The organism is Enterococcus sp. DIV0802b (genome assembly GCF_050543535.1).
Classification (GTDB): Bacteria; Bacillota; Bacilli; order Lactobacillales; family Enterococcaceae; genus Enterococcus_D; species Enterococcus_D entomosocium.
In genome coordinates this window covers 3,104,282-3,124,149 of sequence record NZ_CP172941.1, presented here as the reverse complement: position 1 = coordinate 3,124,149, position 19,868 = coordinate 3,104,282, and the positions used below count along the sequence as shown (strand labels likewise).

Annotated in this window: 20 protein-coding genes; 17 read left to right on the top strand and 3 right to left on the bottom strand. The window is 43.2% G+C overall.

The window, feature by feature from the left end; genetic code table 11:
* Positions 1 to 177: 177 nt before the first annotated feature.
* From IGJ12_RS14520 to IGJ12_RS14465, 12 genes are all read left to right on the top strand, one after another.
* A complete protein-coding gene (locus IGJ12_RS14520; RefSeq protein WP_005233659.1) occupies positions 178 to 1,272 on the top strand; it encodes a D-alanine--D-alanine ligase in 1,095 nt (364 codons plus the stop codon).
* 86 nt (positions 1,273 to 1,358) lie between these two features.
* Entirely contained in the window at positions 1,359 to 2,708 is a 1,350-nt protein-coding gene (locus IGJ12_RS14515; protein ID WP_430619156.1) for a UDP-N-acetylmuramoyl-tripeptide--D-alanyl-D-alanine ligase, read from the top strand.
* Positions 2,709 to 2,998: 290 nt separating this feature from the next.
* Complete coding sequence (cshA, locus tag IGJ12_RS14510) at positions 2,999 to 4,525, top strand: degradosome RNA helicase CshA (protein ID WP_010749100.1); 1,527 nt, start codon at positions 2,999 to 3,001, stop codon at positions 4,523 to 4,525.
* 202 nt (positions 4,526 to 4,727) lie between these two features.
* Complete coding sequence (gene acpS, locus IGJ12_RS14505) at positions 4,728 to 5,093, top strand: holo-ACP synthase (RefSeq protein ID WP_016612927.1); 366 nt, start codon at positions 4,728 to 4,730, stop codon at positions 5,091 to 5,093.
* A gap of 121 nt (positions 5,094 to 5,214) precedes the next feature.
* A complete protein-coding gene (gene alr, locus IGJ12_RS14500; protein WP_008379416.1) occupies positions 5,215 to 6,336 on the top strand; it encodes an alanine racemase in 1,122 nt (373 codons plus the stop codon).
* Positions 6,337 to 6,345: 9 nt separating this feature from the next.
* A complete protein-coding gene (locus tag IGJ12_RS14495) occupies positions 6,346 to 6,717 on the top strand; it encodes a type II toxin-antitoxin system PemK/MazF family toxin (protein ID WP_005227961.1) in 372 nt (123 codons plus the stop codon).
* A gap of 8 nt (positions 6,718 to 6,725) precedes the next feature.
* Complete coding sequence (locus tag IGJ12_RS14490; RefSeq protein WP_016612926.1) at positions 6,726 to 7,022, top strand: hypothetical protein; 297 nt, start codon at positions 6,726 to 6,728, stop codon at positions 7,020 to 7,022.
* Between the two features lie 305 nt (positions 7,023 to 7,327).
* Positions 7,328 to 8,395, top strand: a complete 1,068-nt coding sequence (rlmN, locus tag IGJ12_RS14485) for a 23S rRNA (adenine(2503)-C(2))-methyltransferase RlmN (protein WP_010749104.1) — start codon at positions 7,328 to 7,330, stop codon at positions 8,393 to 8,395.
* 196 nt (positions 8,396 to 8,591) lie between these two features.
* Positions 8,592 to 9,275 carry a DUF969 domain-containing protein gene (locus IGJ12_RS14480; RefSeq protein WP_005233676.1) on the top strand — a complete coding sequence of 228 codons (684 nt, stop codon included), beginning with the start codon at positions 8,592 to 8,594 and terminating at the stop codon, positions 9,273 to 9,275.
* Positions 9,276 to 10,196 carry a DUF979 domain-containing protein gene (locus IGJ12_RS14475; RefSeq protein WP_005233677.1) on the top strand — a complete coding sequence of 307 codons (921 nt, stop codon included), beginning with the start codon at positions 9,276 to 9,278 and terminating at the stop codon, positions 10,194 to 10,196.
* Between the two features lie 30 nt (positions 10,197 to 10,226).
* Positions 10,227 to 10,874 carry a pyroglutamyl-peptidase I gene (gene pcp / locus IGJ12_RS14470; RefSeq protein WP_034872152.1) on the top strand — a complete coding sequence of 216 codons (648 nt, stop codon included), beginning with the start codon at positions 10,227 to 10,229 and terminating at the stop codon, positions 10,872 to 10,874.
* A 441-nt stretch (positions 10,875 to 11,315) separates the two neighbouring features.
* Positions 11,316 to 12,977 (top strand): peptide ABC transporter substrate-binding protein, encoded by a 1,662-nt coding sequence (locus tag IGJ12_RS14465; RefSeq protein ID WP_005233679.1) that lies wholly within the window; start codon positions 11,316 to 11,318, stop codon positions 12,975 to 12,977.
* 100 nt (positions 12,978 to 13,077) lie between these two features.
* Here IGJ12_RS14465 and IGJ12_RS14460 read toward each other — a convergent pair whose 3' ends face one another.
* Positions 13,078 to 13,413: a DUF3899 domain-containing protein gene (locus IGJ12_RS14460; protein ID WP_005227990.1), complete on the bottom strand. Its 336-nt coding sequence runs from the start codon at positions 13,411 to 13,413 to the stop codon at positions 13,078 to 13,080.
* 84 nt (positions 13,414 to 13,497) lie between these two features.
* On the opposite strand from IGJ12_RS14460, the gene opp3b reads away from it, so the two are divergent.
* From opp3b to IGJ12_RS14435, 5 genes are read left to right on the top strand one after another with little or no spacing between them, the layout of a single operon-like run.
* Positions 13,498 to 14,439 carry an oligopeptide ABC transporter permease gene (gene opp3b / locus IGJ12_RS14455; protein WP_005233681.1) on the top strand — a complete coding sequence of 314 codons (942 nt, stop codon included), beginning with the start codon at positions 13,498 to 13,500 and terminating at the stop codon, positions 14,437 to 14,439.
* Complete coding sequence (locus IGJ12_RS14450) at positions 14,439 to 15,482, top strand: ABC transporter permease (RefSeq protein WP_005233683.1); 1,044 nt, start codon at positions 14,439 to 14,441, stop codon at positions 15,480 to 15,482. Before opp3b ends, IGJ12_RS14450 begins: the two co-directional genes overlap by 1 nt.
* Positions 15,482 to 16,534, top strand: a complete 1,053-nt coding sequence (locus IGJ12_RS14445) for an ABC transporter ATP-binding protein (protein ID WP_216593164.1) — start codon at positions 15,482 to 15,484, stop codon at positions 16,532 to 16,534. The genes IGJ12_RS14450 and IGJ12_RS14445 overlap by 1 nt, the downstream gene beginning before the upstream one ends.
* A 14-nt stretch (positions 16,535 to 16,548) precedes the next feature.
* Complete coding sequence (locus IGJ12_RS14440; protein WP_005233685.1) at positions 16,549 to 17,487, top strand: ABC transporter ATP-binding protein; 939 nt, start codon at positions 16,549 to 16,551, stop codon at positions 17,485 to 17,487.
* A gap of 30 nt (positions 17,488 to 17,517) precedes the next feature.
* A complete protein-coding gene (locus IGJ12_RS14435) occupies positions 17,518 to 18,516 on the top strand; it encodes an RNA-guided endonuclease TnpB family protein (protein ID WP_008379437.1) in 999 nt (332 codons plus the stop codon).
* A 145-nt stretch (positions 18,517 to 18,661) separates the two neighbouring features.
* On the opposite strand, the gene IGJ12_RS14430 is transcribed toward IGJ12_RS14435, so the two are convergent.
* A complete protein-coding gene (locus IGJ12_RS14430; RefSeq protein WP_005233702.1) occupies positions 18,662 to 19,492 on the bottom strand; it encodes an NUDIX domain-containing protein in 831 nt (276 codons plus the stop codon).
* 50 nt (positions 19,493 to 19,542) lie between these two features.
* The gene (locus IGJ12_RS14425; protein ID WP_430619155.1) at positions 19,543 to 19,818 is read right to left on the bottom strand and encodes a hypothetical protein; all 276 of its coding nucleotides are present in this window, start codon (positions 19,816 to 19,818) and stop codon (positions 19,543 to 19,545) included.
* Positions 19,819 to 19,868: the final 50 nt, after the last annotated feature.

The following is a 19,868-nucleotide window of genomic DNA, read 5'->3' as shown; positions in this document are numbered from 1 at the left end:
CCACCTCTTTAAACGTGCCGTGATATATTCATAGTACTGACAAAATGAAAAACATTCAACTAACGACTGTGTAAGCTTAAAGAAATTTCTGCAAGATTTAATGCCGGTTGGTCGATTTTGTGCTAAAATGTGGAAGACTTAGTTTGGTAGAATCAATGAATACAGGAGGAAATTCTTTTGAAAATCATTTTATTATACGGGGGACGCAGTGCAGAGCATGAGGTATCACTGTTATCCGCTTTTTCAGTTGTTAATGCTGTATATTATAATTACTACCAAGTTCAATTAGTAATGATCACTAAAGAAGGACGCTGGTTAAAAGGCCCATTATTGTCTGAGGCGCCAACGTCACCAGATACTTTGGCATTGACCAACGAAGAGACCAAAGGGGAAGAAATTTCACCTGGGGCCATCTATGAAGAAGACGCGATCGTCTTTCCATTGCTCCATGGACCAAACGGCGAAGACGGCACGATCCAAGGGTTTTTAGAAACCATCGGAATGCCTTATGTCGGTGCTGGTGTCTTGACTAGTGCCTGTGGGATGGACAAAATCATGACCAAGTACATCTTGCAAGCTGCGGGAATTCCGCAAGTTCCGTATGTACCAGTCTTGAAAAATGCGTGGAAAGAAAATCCGAAAAAGATTTTCGATCAATGCGAAGGCAGTCTCCTTTATCCGATGTTTGTCAAACCAGCCAACATGGGATCAAGTGTCGGTATCTCGAAAGCCGAGAACCGCGAAGAACTGCAAAATGCGTTGCAAGAAGCGTATCGCTACGATACCCGAGCGATCGTTGAACAAGGAATCGAAGCCCGTGAGATCGAAGTCGCTGTTCTTGGAAACGAAGACGTGCGGACCACCATGCCGGGAGAAATCGTAAAAGATGTTGCGTTTTATGATTACAATTCCAAATACATTGACAACCGAATCGAGATGCAGATTCCTGCGCAAATTCCCGAAGAAACACAAGCCAAAGCTCAAGAGTTTGCGAAAAAAGCCTATACGATGTTGGGCGGCAGTGGGTTGAGCCGTTGTGATTTCTTTTTGACCAATAAAAACGAGCTCTTTTTAAATGAGCTGAACACGATGCCGGGATTCACTGAATTCAGCATGTACCCACTGTTATGGGAGAAGACCGGATTGCCGTATGGTGATTTGATTGAAGAATTGATCCAATTAGGGATGAATCGTTTCAACCAAAGACGTTCTTTCTTGACGAATGTGGAAGAAGCAGAAGTTGAAGCAGAGAATGAAAAAGAAGCAGAATAAATAGCAGGAAGAAAGCCAGCTCAACTCAAGGAAAATACTTGAAGCGATCTTGTGCTTTCTTTTTTTGTAAAAAAGGAGCGAACCTGATGAATTTTACTGTAAAAGAAGCCGCTGCCGTATTTGGTCAGCCAATTGAAAATGAGACACCACTTGCCTCTGTGGAGTTTGACAGCCGTCTAATCAAAGAAAACAGTCTTTTTGTTCCCTTGGCGGGGACTCGGGATGGACATGAATTTGCCCAACAAGCCAAAGACAATGGTGCGATCGCGACATTGTGGAGTCATCCCACCATCCAACCACCGCAAGGCATCCTTGTGATCCCCGTCACGGATACTGTCAAAGCGTTCCAACAGTTAGCACGAGCCTACAAAGAAAAACTTGCGCCAAAAATCATCGCTATTACCGGAAGTAATGGGAAAACAACCACAAAAGATATGGTAGACGCGGTTATGGCACAAAAATACCAGACCTACAAAACTCAAGGTAATCATAACAATGAACTAGGCGTGCCTTTGACTATCTTGCATGCACCAGAAGATACGCAAGTGTTGATTTTAGAAATGGGAATGGACCATGCAGGAGAGATCGAAGTCCTTTCGCGCTTAGCAGAACCTGATGCTGCTGCTATCACGTTGATTGGCGAAGCCCACATTGAAAACTTAGGGTCCAGAGAAGGGATCGCCAAAGCCAAAATGGAGATCACCGCAGGATTGAAAAAAGACGGCTTCTTTATGATGCCGGTGGATGAACCATTGTTAGACCCCTTTGTTCCTAACTTGACGCAGCCCATTGAAACTTTTGGCTTAACAGAGGGAGATCTGCAAGGAGACATCGTAGAGGAATCGCAAGATCAAACGATTTTTACGGTAGCAGGTACGACTTTTACCTTACCGGTATTAGGCGGTTATAATGTCAAAAATGCCTTGATCGCGATTGGTTTAGGACGTCATTTTGGTGTATCAAATGAAGCCATCAAGGAGGGCTTGGCGCATTTTCAATTAACGAAAAATCGGACCCAATGGGTGACTGCCGGTAATGGAGCAGCGATTTTGAGCGATATATACAATGCCAATCCGACTGCCATGGGTCTCGTATTGGATAGTTTCCGCAAATTGCCGTTAGAAGGCCGACGGATCGCCGTATTGGCAGATATGCTTGAATTAGGACCAGATTCTGCACAAATGCATGAGCAGATGGCCGCACATTTAGATGACTCGTTCCAACTAGTTTTTCTTTATGGCAAAGAAATGCAAGCATTGCAAAAACGACTAGCTCAGTCACCACTGGCTGACAAGGTGCGCTATTTTGCGACAGATGAAAAACTACAACTGATCGCCTCCTTAAAGGAAACTTTAGAACCTTCCGACAGCTTGGTAATCAAAGGGAGCAATGGCATGGGCTTGAGCGAAGTCGTTGATGCACTAAAAGGAATGTAAAGCGGAGTTGAAATCTTGCTGAAACTTTCAAAACGTGTTATACTTATCTAACGCCGAAAGATGAAGCACAGAATGATTACTGTAAAAAACATTGACGTTTTGAGATAAAATGATGGCTGAGACAAACAACACTTGTTTTAGCCTTTTATAATGCCTTCGTGAAGCGGTTTTTCGGTACCGAGAGAAAGATAAGAGTAAATGGGACTACTCTTGTGTTTCTGAAGAACTAACCTACGCTTCGATGATAGAAAAACAGGCATCGAAAAGATGACCAGCCTAGGAGGATCCATTTGAAATTTAAAGATCTAGAATTATCCAACGAATTATTGACTTCTGTTGAGCGTGCCGGCTTTGAAGAAGCAACACCCATCCAAGAAGCAACGATTCCATTAGCCTTAGCAGGCAAAGACGTGATCGGTCAAGCACAGACCGGTACTGGTAAAACCGCCGCATTTGGTTTGCCAATGTTAGAAAAAATCGACCCAGCGAACCATCAACTACAAGGATTAGTGATTGCCCCAACCCGTGAATTAGCGATCCAAACCCAAGAAGAATTGTATCGTCTTGGTAAAGACAAAAAAATTCGCGTTCAAGCAGTTTACGGTGGAGCCGATATCGGCCGTCAAATCCGTCAATTAAAAGATCGTCCCCATATCGTAGTTGGTACGCCAGGACGTATGTTAGACCATATCAACCGCCACACCTTAAAATTAGGTACGGTTGAAACGCTTGTATTAGATGAAGCAGACGAAATGTTGAACATGGGCTTCTTGGAAGATATTGAAAAAATCATCAGCCAAGTGCCAGATGTTCGTCAAACGTTACTATTTTCAGCAACAATGCCGCCAGCAATCAAAAATATCGGCGTGAAATTCATGAAAGAGCCTGAACATGTTCAAATCAAAGCCAAAGAAATGACCGCTGATTTGATTGATCAATATTATGTTCGCTCAAAAGATTACGAAAAATTCGATGTCATGACTCGTTTGTTGGATGTGCAATCACCAGAATTGACGATCGTTTTCGGTCGTACGAAACGTCGCGTTGATGAATTGGCACGTGGTTTAGAAGCCCGTGGCTACAAAGCTGAAGGCATTCATGGGGACCTTTCTCAACAAAAACGAATGAGCGTTTTACGTTCATTTAAGAGTGGTCAATTAGATATCTTAGTTGCCACAGACGTAGCAGCTCGCGGATTAGATATTTCTGGTGTTACACACGTTTACAACTACGATATCCCTCAAGATCCTGAAAGCTATGTTCACCGGATCGGACGTACAGGTCGTGCCGGAAAAGGCGGAATGTCAGTGACTTTCGTTACACCAAACGAAATGAGCTACTTGCATGTCATTGAAAACTTAACGAAAAAACGGATGACACCAATGCGCCCACCAACCGAAAAAGAAGCTTTTAAAGGTCAATTAGGTGCCGCAATCGAATCTGTTGAAACAAAATTGGATGAAAATGGTTTGGATAAATACTTGCAAGCAGCCGACGATCTTTTGGAGCGTTATTCTGCACAAGATTTAGCAGCACTGCTTCTAAAAACAATGGCGAAAGATCCAGCTGATTTAGAACCAGTCAAAATTACACCAGAACGCCCATTACCTCAAGGAAAAAAATCATTCAATAAAAACGGACGTCGCAGCAATAACAGCAATGGCGGCAATCGTAACCGCAAAGAAAACGGTGGGAACCGTGGCGGCGGCAACGGCAATAAAGCCCGTGGTAACTATTCAAAAGATGGTGCCCGTAAAAACAATCGCCGTAGCAACGACAAAAAACGCGGTTTCGTTATCAGAAATAACCAAGACTAATTGAGTTTGTGGACCTTGTAAGGAAACTTGCAAGGTCTTTTTTATATAAAAAACAAATACGAGTGATTGAAAATCTTAATCTCCGTATAAACTCGTCAGATTTGAATGGTAATTCGCCATTTTTTTGGTAGAATGGTAACTAGCTAAACAAGGGCCAATTCCAATTTGGAAACCCCTATCTTAAGTAAAGGTAGCGAGAAGAATGATTAAAGGAATCGGGATCGATGCAGTCGAGCTGCTTCGAATGAAAGAATTAATTGAAAAAAAACCTCAGTTTATAACGCGTATTTTAACGGAGAAGGAAGCAAAATTATTTGCCCGTTTGCCCCTGAAACGTCAGGTAGAGTTCCTCGGGGGGCGCTATGCCTGCAAAGAAGCGTTCTCGAAAGCTTGGGGGACGGGGATCGGCAAAGTTTCTTTTCATGATATTGAAGTCTTGACCAATGAATTCGGTGCACCGATCGTTACCAAAGCACCGCACCCTTTAGAAAAAACGTTTGTCAGTATCACCCATACAAATGATACTGCCTTTGCACAAATTATCTTAGAATTATCGGATAGTGAGTAACCTGAGTGGAAGTCGTCACTTGGTGAAAAAACGACGATACTTTATGGACGAACAGCCGACTACATAAAACCAACTTAATTTGTTTGTCTGATCAAGCATTAGTAGAAAGAAGGAACTGGAAATGGTGGTTGCTTACCATAGACCAACGAAAGCGATTATTGATACGACCGCGATTACCGAAAACATCAAAAATGAGATTGCTCACTTACCAAGCGAGACGTTTCTTTTTGCGGTGGTAAAAGCCAATGGGTACGGGCACGGAGCGGTACAAACTGCTCAAGCAGCCAAAGAAGGCGGTGCAGCCGGTTTTTGCGTTGCGACGATCGATGAGGCAATCGAATTGCGAGAAGCAGGAATCACTGACCCGCTGCTGATTTTAGGGGTTGTGAACGTGCAAGATATTCCCTTACTTGCAGAATACGATTTTTCTTTTCCAGTCGCTTCGATGGACTGGTTGGTAGAAGCCGGTACTTATTTGGAGGAGAATCCTATAAAGACACCGCTTAAAGTACATGTCAAAGTGGATACCGGCATGGGGAGAATCGGTTTTTTGACCCCAGAAGAAGTGCTTCAAGCCGTTCTTTGGTTGGAAACTCATCCCACATTTGATTGGGAAGGAATCTTTACCCATTTCTCCACAGCCGATCAAGCTGATACAACTTATTGGGAAACACAGCACCAGCGGTTTAAAGAAGTCTTAACTGTTTTGCCTTATTTGCCGACATATATACATACAGGCAATAGCGCGACCTCCTTGTGGCACAAAGAGGCCGTTGGGAATATGGTCCGTTTTGGGATCGCGATGTATGGATTGAATCCGTCAGGTCATGCATTGAAGGAACCATTTTCCTTAAAACCAGCCCTTTCACTTGTTTCTGAACTGATCCAAGTGAAATTACTTGAAAAAGGAGCGGGGATTGGCTATGGTGAGACATATATCACGCCCCATCAGGAATGGATCGGCACTGTGCCTATCGGTTATGCGGATGGCTGGTTACGAAAAATGCAAGGCTTCTCACTCTTAGTAGAAGGTGAACCTTGTGAAATCGTCGGTCGGGTGTGTATGGATCAACTGATGATTCGTTTGCCGCGAGCCTTTGCTGTCGGTACAACGGTCACGTTGATTGGTGAGAATCATGGGAAACGAATTACGATGCAGGATGTTGCAGACCAGTTAGAAACGATTCACTATGAAGTAGCGTGCACCCTCTCAGCAAGGGTTCCGCGAGAATATAAAAGTTAGGGTGGTCCTATGGTAAAAAGGGGAGATATTTATTTTGCCGATCTTTCACCAGTCGTTGGATCGGAGCAAGGCGGAATACGACCGGTCTTGATCATTCAAAATGACTTGGGCAATCACTTCAGTCCCACCGTGATCATTGCGGCGATCACGGCAAAAATGGCGAAGCCGAAATTACCAACCCACATTGGGATTTCCGCTTCTTGCACAGGGATTGGCAAAGACTCCGTCATTTTGATGGAACAGATCCGCACGATCGACAAAAGTCGGTTGAAAGAAAAAGTTTGTCATTTAGACGATAAAGTGATGTGTGAAGTCGATGCTGCTTTGATGATCAGTATTGGTGTGGAGCCGACCTTTGCTACATCAACGATCGAGGTGTAAAACAAGCAATGGGGTATGTAGTATTAATAGTAGTTGTCATTTTATTGATTCTCTTTACTTATAAACATATTCGCCGTTTTCTTTCAGAAACCAAAAAGCGCAACGAAACCATGGAACAAGGGTATTACCTTGTCAGTCATACATATGAAGAGAAACGGGAACAGACCCATTATTACGGCGTTTTTCAACAAGGAGACAAAGAACTGATATTAGAAATGTCACTCCAGCTTTATTTACAGCTACAGCCACCGCAACGGGGGATGTTGACCGCCAAAGAAGGCCGAGTCCTTTCTTTTGAAGGGTGATCATGTGAAGAAAGCAGTGCCCATGAGAGAGTATCTCTTCAAGGAAAAGCAAACAAGCAGGAAAGAGCTGCTCCATTTATTTCACAGGAGTTGGTTCATTCACTGCTTGTTTTTTATGACTAAAATGTTTGTGAGAGCTATTTCAAGTAAGATGGCGTGATGGATGGGAACATTGAGCATCGAAAAAATGATCAACCAGCGCAGTAGAGCAACAGTTTTGCTTTGACAAACAACCAAGGTACGGTTGCTTTTCACAAAGAATTCAGTTATAGTATGTAGCGACTAGTTTGAAAAGAGGGAAAAAAGTGAACCCATCGATTTATGGACTTACCAAATCAGATCTATCTTTGTGGATAACTGAACAAAATGAAAAGAAATTTCGAGCCAACCAAGTGTGGGAGTGGCTCTATGAAAAACGAGTAACCAGCTTTGAAGAAATGACCAATTTACCGAAACCTTTGATTGAGAAACTGACGGCAGCCTTTGTGATCAATCCCCTGAAGCAGATGGTGGTACAAGAAGCCAGTGATGGGACCGTCAAGTATTTATTTCAATTGCCCGACAATCACATGATTGAAACGGTCTTGATGCGTCAAGAGTATGGCATGTCGGTTTGTGTGACGACCCAAGTCGGTTGCAACATCGGCTGTACCTTTTGTGCCAGTGGGTTATTAAAGAAACAGCGGGATTTAACAGCAGGCGAGATCGTGGCTCAAATCATGTTAGTACAACACTATTTTGATGAACGCAACGAGGGAGAACGGGTCTCTCACGTAGTCGTCATGGGGATCGGCGAACCCTTTGATAACTATGACAATGTGATGCATTTCTTGCAGATCATTAACGACCCAAAAGGTTTAGCGATCGGTGCGCGGCATATTACCGTGTCAACCAGCGGCTTGGCGCATAAAATCAAAGAGTTTGCGGAGAACGGCTTGCAAGTGAACCTAGCGATTTCGCTGCATGCCCCAAATAATGAAGTCAGAACCTCCATGATGCGGATCAATCGGAGCTTCCCGATTGAAAAACTGATGGCAGCGGTCGATTATTATTTAGAAAAAACCAATCGTCGCATCACGTTTGAGTATATCATGCTGGATCATGTCAACGACCGACCGGAACATGCCCGTCAGTTGGCAGCATTATTGAAGGATAAAAAGAAATTGTCTTACGTCAACTTGATTCCTTATAACCCAGTGAGTGAGCATGACCAATATGCTCGAAGTAAAAAAGCCGATGTGTTAGCTTTTTATGACATTTTAAAGAAAAACGGCATCAACTGTGTGATTCGTAAAGAACATGGGACAGATATCGACGCAGCATGCGGACAGCTGCGAAGCAAACAAATGAAAAAAGAAGCTTCTGCTTCTTAAACAAAAAAAACCAAAAGAAGGACTGCACAAGCGCAGTTCTTCTTTTGGTTTTTTATTATCTAAGCAATTAAAAAACACCTTAAAGAAAGCGTATTCCTGTAAAGAAAATTCAAAAAACATTGTTTTACAAGAAAAAAATAGATTATACTAAAAGCTGGTATTCATTAAAAATAACTTACTGTGAAAGGATGATTTGATGGAATGGATTAAATTAATTGGTATTCTAGTTATTTTAGTCGGCTTTTTGCTGAAGCTAGATACTATTGCTGTCGTAATCGTTGCTGGTTTTGTCACCGCGCTTGTATCGGGAATTTCTGTTGTTGATTTTTTAACAATGTTAGGAGAAGCGTTTGTCAATAATCGACTCGTTACACTGTTCTTGTTGACATTACCAATGGTCGGCTTGTCGGAACGTTTTGGCTTGAAACAGCAGGCCGTCATATTGATTGAAAAAATCAAAGGCTTAACACCAGGGAAGTTTTTGAGTTTGTACTTATTTATTCGGGAACTTGCTGGCTTTTTCTCTATTCGGATCCAAGGACATACGCAATTTATCCGCCCAATCGTTAACCCGATGGCGCAAGCTGCTGGGGAAAATAAATTTGGGGAACTGGATGAAAAAGATCAGGAAAAAATCAAAGCTCGGGCTGCCGCTAATGAAAATTTCGGGAATTTCTTTGCGCAAAATACCTTCGTGGCTGCTTCTGGTGTGCTGTTGATCGTAGGAACGTTGCAATCACTTGGATATGATGTGGCAGCTAGTTCGATCGCTCAAGCATCATTGCCGATCGCATTGATCGTCTTAGTTATTGCCACGTTATCGAACTTGCTCTTTGATCGCAAATTAGCAAAAAAATATGGCAAGAAGGAGGAGAAATAGATGGAAGGAATCGTTAACGGATTACTAGAATTCTTTTATATCTTGATTGGGCTGCTGTCGATCATGACGGCTGTCCGGGTTTTTCGTGAAGCAGACCATCCTACACGATTGGGCACCTCTGCCTTTTGGTTACTGCTAGGGGTCGTCTTTGCTTTCGGAAATTTTTTGCCGTATCTTGTGGACGGAATTTTGATCGTTTTGATGGGCTGTTTGACCTTCTTCAAACAAGTACAGATCGGTAAAATCGTCGACGTTGATGATGAAAAAGCCGAAGCGTCAGCAAAACGGATCGGTAGTACGATCTTCGTACCATGTATCAGCTTGGCATTGATCGCTGTGGTGATTTCTTATACACCATTAGGGGGCCAAGTGGGGATCGGGATCGCGTCGATCTTAGCACTCTTGTTGGCAGTCGTGCTAACTTCCGCTAAACCAAAAACAGTGTTAGACGATTCCGACCGGATGCTTCGCCAAGTCGGAACTGCCGGTATCTTGCCGCAGTTATTAGCAGCACTAGGTGTCATTTTTAACGCTGCTGGTGTTGGTGATGTGATTTCTCAAGGAATCTCTGGCGTCGTGCCAGAAGGCAATCGTTTTATCGGTGTCGTGGCTTACTGTTTAGGAATGATGATCTTTACTATGATCATGGGAAATGGCTTTGCAGCATTTACCGTTATAACTGCCGGTATTGGCGTACCTTTCGTAATGGCGCAAGGCGGCGATCCAGTTGTTGCTGGTGCTTTAGCAATGACCGCTGGTTTTTGCGGCACGTTGCTGACCCCGATGGCAGCCAATTTCAATGCACTGCCAGTGGCTTTGTTAGAGATGAAAGACCCTAATGGTGTCATTAAAGCACAAGCCCCAATTGCTTTATTATTGTTAGTGATCCACATCGCTTTAATGTACTTTTGGGCATTTTAGTGGTAAAACAGAGATGGAAGGATGATGGAAATGAAACTATTAATTACCGGATTTGATCCATTTGGCGGAGAAGCAATCAATCCTGCCTTAGAAGCAGTGAAATTACTGCCAGATACAATTCATGGTGCACAGATCGTGAAAGTAGAGATCCCCACTGTATTTGGGAAATCAGCGGCGATCGTCGAAGAGAAAATTGAAGAGGTCCACCCAGATGTCGTCTTAAACATCGGTCAAGCGGGCGGCCGGTTTGCCATCTCACCAGAACGAGTGGCAATCAATGTGGATGATGCCCGGATTCCTGATAATGAAGGCAATCAACCCGTCGATGAAGCGATCCAAACAGAAGGAAAGCCTGCCTACTTCACACAACTGCCAATCAAAGCAATGGTAGAAAATATGAAAAAAGCAGGAATACCTGCAGCCGTTTCTAATACTGCTGGAACCTTCGTCTGCAACCACATCATGTATCAAGTACAATACATGATCGATACAAAATACCCTGAAATGAAAGGCGGTTTTATTCACGTGCCATTTATTCCTCAGCAAGTCGTCGATAAAGCAGGACAGCCTGCAATGAGCATCGAAGACATCGCCAAAGGATTAACTGCAGCAGTGGAAGCTATCGTTGATTATGCCGACAAAGAAGATTTAAAAGCGATTGGCGGCGCGATCCATTAATCATTGAAGGACATCCTTTCGAGGACAAAACAAAAGTTCTTAAAATGAAAAGACCTGATCAGTAAGCATGCGATCAGGTCTTTTTTGTCTGAATTTGATAAGAAATCATCCTTGTTTTCTGCATGTTTACTTTTCTATCAGACATTTCTCATTTTGATGACTGAAATGAAAAAAGCAGACAGAAAATGAATGTAAGTTACATTTAACCATGTTTTTTTATTATTTTTTTCGCTTTATTTCTTATAAATAAAGAAAGGAAAAATAGCATTTAACGAATGTTTGATGAGAGTAAGGTAAGTAAATACCAAGAAAACTTTCTTCCAAAGGTGTTTTTTATCGAAAAAGGGATTGCTTTTTTAATAATTATTAATTAAAATCTTATCTAACTTCAGAAATCGAATGATTATTCTGAAAATTAATTCAATTAAGGGGTAGGACAGGATGAAAAATAAATGGGCCTATGGTTTAGTAGCTGTGTGTGGCGTGGTGTTAGCCGGCTGTACAACAGGCGGAACAAATAGTTCAAGCAATGACACAGCAACTAGCGGCGATAGCAACGCAGAACAAGTATTTAACGTAGTGGTTTCACAAGAAATGCCAAGTGCGGATCTTTCATTAGCAACCGATACGATCAGCTTCAGTGCATTGAACAATGTATATGAAGGACTGTATCGTTTGGATGCTGACAGCACACCACAACCTGCTGGTGCAGCTGAAGCAGCTGAAGTCAGCGAGGATGGACTAACTTACAAGATCAAATTGCGTGAAGATGCGAAATGGTCAAATGGTGACCCTGTTACAGCAGCGGATTATGTTTATGGCTGGCAACGGACGGTCAAACCTGAAACTGCATCAGAATATGCGTATCTATTTTCACCAGTCAAAAATGCGGATGCCATCACAGCTGGCGATACGGATCCATCAGAGCTAGGCATCAAAGCAGTGGGGGATTATGAATTAGAAATCACCCTAGAAAAAGCAACACCTTACTTTGATTACTTATTAGCATTCCCATCATTCTTCCCACAAAATCAAAAAGTAGTGGAAGAAAATGGCGATCAATATGCATCAACAAGCGACAATGCCGTTTATAATGGACCATTTGTCCTGACTGGTTTTGATGGACCAGGAACGGATACAGAATGGGCTTATGAAAAGAACGATCAGTATTGGGACAAAGACACTGTTAAATTACAAACGATCAACGTAAGCGTCGTGAAAGAATCCTCAACTGCCTTGAATCTTTTCCAAGATGGTCAAGCAGATGATGTCATCCTAACAGGTGAACTGGCGCAACAGATGGCTAACGACGAAGCATTCGTTTCTCAACCAGAAGCAACGACTTCTTACTTAGAATTGAATCAACGTGATGAAGATTCACCTTTCCGTAACGAAAATTTGCGTAAAGCAATCTCTTATGCGATCGACCGTGATGCCTTAGTAACATCCATCTTAGGTGATGGTTCAATTGCTTCAAGTGGTTTGGTTCCAGAAGGCATGACTTTCAGCCCTGGCGATCATACAGACTTCACAGAAGCAGCTGGCAGCGTCATTAGCTACGATCAAGAGAAAGCAAAAGAATATTGGGAAAAAGCCAAAGAAGAATTAGGAATCGATTCATTAGAATTTGATATCTTAGCTTCTGATACAGACTCAACCAAGAAAATCATTGAGTACTTGCAAGACACGATCGAAAAAACATTGGACGGTGTGAAAGTCACGTTAAGTCCAGTTCCATTCTCTGTTCGTTTGGATCGTTCAAATGCGGGTGATTTTGATACAGTAATGGGCGGTTGGGGTGCTGACTATGCCGATGCAAGTAGCTTTACTGACTTGTTTACGACAGGTAACTCATACAACCGTGGTCAATGGAGCAGTGAAGAATACGATGCAGCTGTAAAAGCAGCAGGTACGACCAATGCCAATGACCCTGACAAACGTTGGGAAGATTTAGTCAATGCAGAAAAAATCATTATGAATGAACAAGGTGTCATTCCAGTTTATCAAAAAGCGGAAGCACATTTACGTGCAACAAAAGTCAAAGGTGTTGTTGCTCACGCAGCGGGCGCACAATACGACTACAAGTGGACATCAATCGAATAATCACGAGTAGTTGACTTGAAATGCCGAAGAAAAGGCTGGGACAATTTCTTGTCTCAGCCTTTTGCTTCTCATTTCAATGAGTAAAAATATAAGAGTGAAATTAACTAGTAGCAATCATTAAAAAGAGCAATGAAAGGAATAACAAGAAGACACCAGGCCATAACCAAAAGGCGTAACTCTGTTTGCCGACTTGGGATAATTTCAGATAATCTGTTTTATTTTTGGAAAAAGCTTTCTTCATGGAATATTGAAAATGGTCAAAGAAACCAGAAGCAAATACCCATAAAAAACCGCCAATGATCAAAAAGAACAGCGCCCACAAGAAAAGGGCATCTGAAAGAGCTGCTATGGAAAATTCATTTTTTATGGCTAACCATCCGCCAGAAATTGCGAGGCATAGGAGGGGTATGAGCCCACTACTTTTTTTTATTTTCATGATCTGACTCCTTTTTAATGATTCGTACTATGTTAATTTACATAATTATTGAATAGAAGTCAAAATACTTAAGGGGGAAACTGCGTGAACAGCTTTTTGAAATATTTATTGAAACGAGTGTTCTACATGGTCTTAACATTATGGCTGATTGCCACGATCACCTTTTTCTTGATGCAATTTTTGCCAGGAACACCATATACGAATGCTGAAAAATTAAGTCCAGAACAAATTGCCTTGCTAAATGAGCAAGCAGGATTGGACAAACCGATCATTACCCAATATTGGCTTTATTTGACCAATCTACTAAAAGGTGACTTTGGGATCTCTTTCCAATTTAAAAACCAGCCAGTAGCGAATTTATTATCAGGAAGAATCGGACCTTCACTGCAACTAGGACTACAAGCGATCATCTTTGGTACCTTCTTTGGGATTATTTTAGGAACGATCTCTGCAATGAAACAAAATACTTGGGTCGACACAACGTCTACCTTAGTGGCGATCTTAGGGCGTTCGATCCCTAACTTTGTCTTTGCCGTTTTGCTGCAATATATTTTTGCCATCAAACTAGGGATCTTGCCGATTGCCAAGTGGGAGACCTTTGCCAGCACGATCTTACCGACCGTCGCCTTAGCGATGTCGCCGTTAGCGGATTCCGCTAGGTTTATTCGAACCGAGATGGTGGAAGTGCTGCATAGTGATTATGTCGAGTTGGCACGAGCAAAAGGTTTGAGCCGCTGGGAAATTGCCTTCAAGCACGGTTTGCGGAATAGTTTGATTCCGTTATTGACGTTGTTAGGACCGCTAGCTGTCGGTTTGATGACTGGTTCCCTTGTCGTAGAAAATATTTTTGCGATCCCGGGTATCGGTGAACAGTTCGTAAAATCAATCATGACCAATGACTATCCGACGATCATGGCGGTAACGATCCTTTATTCCGCAATGTTGGTCTTTGTGATTCTTGTTGTTGATATTTTATATGGAATCGTTGATCCGCGGATCCGAGTTTCAGAAGGGAGTCGTGGCTAATGGCAGAGAAACCTTACACAGCAAATGATGTTGCTGCCATCGATGCAGCCAAATTTCAACCGTTACAAAAAAATACCAATGAAGAGCGTGAAGCGATCGCAACCCCCTCATTAACCTTTTTCCAAGATTCGTGGCGTCGTTTGAAAAAGAACAAAGCCGCTGTTTTCTCAATCGTTTTGTTGCTGATCATTATTACGATCTCAATCATTACCATTTTTGTCTCGCCACATGATCCGACCGCGCAAAATGTGACCTTTACAAATCTGCCGCCGAAAATTCCCGGTATCAACATCAATGGCTTAAACGGCTATGCGATGGTGGGAGGCGAGCTAGTAGATAAGTATGCAGCTGCCAATGTACCTGACGGGACATATTTCCTTTTAGGAACGGATGGATTAGGTCGTGACTTATTGAGTCGTCTATTTGTAGGGACACGTATCTCCTTATTGATTGCGTTTATCGCAGCGATGCTAGATATCATCTTTGGTGTAACCTATGGTTTGATCTCTGGTCTTTTAGGTGGACGAATCGATAATGTGATGCAACGTTTCCTAGAAATCTTATCAGGTATTCCCAACTTGGTGGTAATGATCTTAATGCTGGTAGTTTTCGAACCTGGGATCTTCTCGATCGTGGCAGCAATGGCGATCACTAACTGGATTCCAATGGCGCGGATCGTACGGGCCCAAACAATGAAACTGAAAGATCAGGAATTCGTTTTAGCCGCAACAACGCTGGGGGAAAGCCGTCTTAAGATTGCGATGAAACACGTATTACCAAATATTTCCAGCGTGATCATCGTACAAATGATGTTCAGTATTCCCTCGGCGATTTTCTTCGAGGCCTTCCTAAGCTTTATTGGGCTAGGATTAAAACCACCTTCAGCATCTTTAGGGATGCTACTAAGCGATGGCTACAAAACCTTCTTGTTCCTGCCTTACCAAATGTGGGTACCGGCTGTGACCTTGTCTGTGATTATGATTGGGTTCAATTTGCTGGCAGACGGTTTGCGTGATGCCTTTGATCCGAAAATGAAAGAGTGATTGCTATGAAAAAAGTCTTAGAAGTGAAAAACTTAGAAATTTCTTTTGACACCTTTGCTGGGAAAGTCCAAGCGATCCGCGATGTCAGTTTCGATCTATACAAAGGAGAAACCTTGGCGATCGTGGGCGAATCCGGGAGCGGCAAGTCCGTGACAACCCGCAGTATCATGGGGTTATTAGCCAGCAATGCCAATGTCGATAATGGCCAGATCCTCTTCAATGGGACGGACATTTTGAAAAAATCCGAAAAAGAACTGCAAAAAATCCGTGGCAAGGAAATCGCCATGATTTTCCAAGATCCAATGACTTCACTAGACCCAACGATGCCGATTGGCAAGCAAGTGGCAGAGTCATTGATGAAGCACAACAAAATCAGTAAAAAAGAGGGCTTGCGACAAGCGTTGGAATTACTGAACCTTGTCGGCATCCCGAATGCTGAGAAACGCTTGAAAAATTATCCGCATCAATTTTCGGGTGGTCAGCGGCAGCGGATCGTTATTGCGATCGCGCTGATCTGTTACCCACAGATCTTAATTGCAGATGAACCGACGACTGCATTGGATGTAACGATCCAAGCACAGATCTTAGAGTTATTAAAAGATATTCAGAAGAAAATCAATTCGTCCATCGTCTTTATCACCCATGACTTGGGTGTCGTTGCCAATGTGGCTGACCGAGTAGCCGTGATGTATGGTGGGAAAATCGTCGAAGTGGGCACCGCAGAAGAAATCTTCTACAACCCGCAACATCCATACACCTGGGGCTTGTTGGGTTCGATGCCAACGTTAGAAGGGACAGGCGATCGTTTGTACGCGATTCCTGGTTCACCGCCGGATCTGTTGGACCCGCCAACCGGGGACGCTTTTTATCCACGAAACGAATTTGCTTTGCAGATCGATGCAGAACAGCAACCGCCGTTCTTTGATGTTTCACCGACCCACAAAGCAGCAACGTGGCTGTTAGCGCCGCAAGCACCGAAGGTAACTCCGCCGGATGAGATCTTGATTCGCTGGAAAAAATTCCAAGAAAAAAATACTCAGGCATCTGTCTAAAGGAGGAGAAACGGTTGGAAAAAGTTTTACTTGAAGTAAAGAATCTCAAACAATATTTTAACGTTGGCCGCAAAGACGAAGTCAAAGCCGTCGATGATATCTCCTTCCAAATCTATGAAGGAGAAACCTTTGGTCTAGTAGGTGAATCCGGAAGCGGAAAATCGACCACTGGACGGACGGTGATTCGTTTGAATAATCCTACCGGAGGCGAAGTTCTTTTTGATGGACAAGATGTTATGAAAATCAAAGGCAAGAAACCGCTGGCTGATTTTCGCCGGGAAGTTCAAATGGTCTTCCAAGATCCTTATGCCTCCTTGAATCCACGGATGAAAGTTCGCGACATTATTGCCGAAGGGATCGATATCAACGGATTAGCTAAAAATGAAAAAGAACGCAATGATCGGGTGGATGAACTCTTGCGAACCGTCGGACTAAACCCAAGTCATGGGACCCGTTATCCTCATGAATTTTCAGGGGGACAACGTCAGCGGATCGGAATCGCCCGAGCATTAGCCGTCGATCCAAAATTCATCATTTGTGATGAACCGATCTCGGCATTGGATGTTTCGATCCAAGCCCAAGTTGTCAACTTGCTGCAAGATCTGCAAGAAGAACATAAATTGACGTACTTGTTTATCGCCCATGATTTATCGATGGTCAAACACATCAGCGATCGGATCGGCGTGATGCACAACGGCAAACTGCTAGAAGTAGGAACCAGTGATGAAATCTATCATTACGGGGTCCATCCGTATACTGAAAGTCTTTTATCAGCGATTCCGCTGCCAGATCCTGACCATGAGCGTCAACGCAAACGGATCAAATACGTCAGCGAACCAAACGATAACCAAGAACGAGCAATGGAAGAGATCGCACCAGGACATTTCGTTTATGCCACGAAACAAGAAGCCAAGATCTACCAAGAAAAGTTAGCACAAAAAAAGGGGAACTAGCGTCAAAGGTATAGGGAGTGTTAGGAGGAGATGAAACTGGGTGTTTTAAAAGCATACAAATTTCGGATCTATCCTAATGGACAGCAAAAACAGTTTTTCATCGAAACCTTCGGCTGTGTTCGGTTTACGTACAATCAACTGCTGGAGGCGAAGATGGAGGAGCTGGCCAACAATGAAGCAAAGCAAGGGTTGACGCCAGCCAAACTAAAAAAGGAGTATCCTTTTTTGAAGGAGACCGATAGTTTGGCATTGGCGAATGCACAAAGGAATCTGGACCGAGCGTTTCGAAATTACTTTCAAAAGCGGGCTGGCTTTCCAAAAATGAAAACCAAAAAAAGTATTTGGCAATCGTATACTACGAATAATCAGCAGCACACCATTTACTTTGAAGAGGATCAAATCAAGCTGCCAAAGCTCAAAACACTGGTTCCAGTAAAAAAGCATCGGGAGATCAAAGGGAAAATCAAATCGGCAACGATCTCAGCGAAAAACAATGAAGAGTTTTATATCTCGATTCTTTGTTTGGAAGAGATCACACCACTCCCGAAACAGCAAGCGTCTATCGCGGTTGTTTATGATCCGCAGCAGCTGATCAAAGCCAACCAATCGGTACCGGTCACTTGTGAGCATGCGATCCAAACAAAACAGAAGCTGACACGAGCAGAACGCAAACTTCAGGTGAAAGCTACGGCGGTCAAACGGAAAAAAATCCTTTTGACTCAGGCACGGAATTATCAGAAGCTAAAAGGAAAAGTCGCTCGCCTCTATCGTTTTCACTGCTGTCAAAAGCGGGAATTCATCGATCAAGTCAGTTATCATCTCGTAAAACAGTACGATACAATCTATTTGGAACAAATTGCTGAAGAAACGGTTCTAAAAGCCGGTCATTACAGCATCAGCGATTGGCATCAGTTTGTTCGCAAAATCCAGTACAAAGCGCAGTGGTACGGCAAAGAACTGCGTTTTGTCACGTTGGACACGCAGGACCAACAGAAGCTAGAGCGGCTCTCAGGCGAAATGAGCAGCTGATCTGCTTGAACTGGAAGGAACGCCAGGGATCGCCTAGGGTATAGAAAAAATCTTTATGATTTTTGTTTCTAGGAACCACGTTCACTAATTATGATTAACCAGCAACCCCCTGCCAAACTACAGTTTAGCAGGGGGTTGTATTTTTTTACATTTTATCACCTAAAAATGCGTCATTTAAGCGATAGATCTTTGAGGGACGCCCGATGCCAACGGGCTTTTCGCCGACCTCCGTAAAATATTGAAGCATGGATTTTTTAAAGTTGGAATGATCGATCATTTTGAAATCGATCCCCAAAAACTTGGCGAATACTTTGCGGGCTTCCGTGATCGTAAAATCTTTGCCTAATACAAGAAGCACTTGCGGCTCGTGTTCCATCTTGTTGGCAACCCGTTTGAAGGCTTTGAGAATGATCGCGCTGTGGTCAAAAGCCAGCGTATCTTTTCCAACAGAGGCACCAGTCACCAGGTCAAGAATGATCTCGATCTCACCGCTGGTCAAATAGATTTGATTGGCTTTTCTTTCCAGAGAAAACCAGCGTACCTGATTCGCATCGTCCCCAGCACTTAAGGGCTCTTCACCAATAAATGCCAAATAGCTGACGGTGATTACCCACCCACGCGGATCACGACCAGGGGTGCTGAAGGTGTGCAGCTGTTCGATGTTTTGTTTGGAGATAGTGACCCCGATCTCTTCTTGGGTTTCACGGATCACACTTTGGCCTGTCGATTCATTCGGATTGACGAAGCCCCCCGGCAATGCCCAAGAATTGCGGAAGGGATGGCCTTTTCTTTGGATCAGCGCAATTTTGAGTTGTTCTTCTTCTTTGTTGTAACACATCAACACCATATCGACGGTTACGGAGGGTTTCTCGTATTTCGGCTGATCTTGTGCCTGATACCACGTAAGAAAGTCTGCTTCAGAAGCTTCTTTCTCATAGTAGTGTTTTTCAGCTGATTTTGAGGTAAATTCTTTCATTGGTTTCTCCTGCCTTAGATAAAGTAAGTAACTGAGCGCGATGGTTTTCCTTAACGGAAAAAATAAGGAACGATCAAATTAATGAAAAACAGTGCGAGATAAAGCCAAGAAGACCGAGGGTGTTCTTTGAGTGCTAAATAGCCCCAAAGAGCGAACCATAGCAGAAAAGCTACCCGTAGGATTGCCAGCGCTGTCGCAAAAAGCGCCGCGTAATCATGGCTGTTGAAGTAAGCAAACAAAAAGGGGTAACCTGTGGTTGAAAAGAGCAAGTGCCCCACAGAAAGCGCGGTTAAAAGCAAAAAATGCTGTTTGTTTTTTCGAGTCATAGCGTTCCTTTCTATAAGAGAAGTCTTCCTCATTATAGCAAAAGAAGTAC

What these genes read in the sequence shown, in the direction of transcription:
- IGJ12_RS14515 (WP_430619156.1), top strand. Translation starts at nt 1,359, where the DNA reads ATGAATTTTACTGTAAAAGAAGCCGCTGCCGTATTTGGTCAGCCAATT.
- IGJ12_RS14435 (WP_008379437.1), top strand. Translation starts at nt 17,518, where the DNA reads ATGAAACTGGGTGTTTTAAAAGCATACAAATTTCGGATCTATCCTAAT.
- IGJ12_RS14490 (WP_016612926.1), top strand. Translation starts at nt 6,726, where the DNA reads ATGGGGTATGTAGTATTAATAGTAGTTGTCATTTTATTGATTCTCTTT.
- IGJ12_RS14465 (WP_005233679.1), top strand. Translation starts at nt 11,316, where the DNA reads ATGAAAAATAAATGGGCCTATGGTTTAGTAGCTGTGTGTGGCGTGGTG.
- IGJ12_RS14430 (WP_005233702.1), bottom strand. Translation starts at nt 19,492, where the DNA reads ATGAAAGAATTTACCTCAAAATCAGCTGAAAAACACTACTATGAGAAA.
- IGJ12_RS14495 (WP_005227961.1), top strand. Translation starts at nt 6,346, where the DNA reads ATGGTAAAAAGGGGAGATATTTATTTTGCCGATCTTTCACCAGTCGTT.
- IGJ12_RS14450 (WP_005233683.1), top strand. Translation starts at nt 14,439, where the DNA reads ATGGCAGAGAAACCTTACACAGCAAATGATGTTGCTGCCATCGATGCA.
- pcp (WP_034872152.1), top strand. Translation starts at nt 10,227, where the DNA reads ATGAAACTATTAATTACCGGATTTGATCCATTTGGCGGAGAAGCAATC.
- IGJ12_RS14425 (WP_430619155.1), bottom strand. Translation starts at nt 19,818, where the DNA reads ATGACTCGAAAAAACAAACAGCATTTTTTGCTTTTAACCGCGCTTTCT.
- acpS (WP_016612927.1), top strand. Translation starts at nt 4,728, where the DNA reads ATGATTAAAGGAATCGGGATCGATGCAGTCGAGCTGCTTCGAATGAAA.
- IGJ12_RS14480 (WP_005233676.1), top strand. Translation starts at nt 8,592, where the DNA reads ATGGAATGGATTAAATTAATTGGTATTCTAGTTATTTTAGTCGGCTTT.
- IGJ12_RS14475 (WP_005233677.1), top strand. Translation starts at nt 9,276, where the DNA reads ATGGAAGGAATCGTTAACGGATTACTAGAATTCTTTTATATCTTGATT.
- alr (WP_008379416.1), top strand. Translation starts at nt 5,215, where the DNA reads ATGGTGGTTGCTTACCATAGACCAACGAAAGCGATTATTGATACGACC.
- IGJ12_RS14460 (WP_005227990.1), bottom strand. Translation starts at nt 13,413, where the DNA reads ATGAAAATAAAAAAAAGTAGTGGGCTCATACCCCTCCTATGCCTCGCA.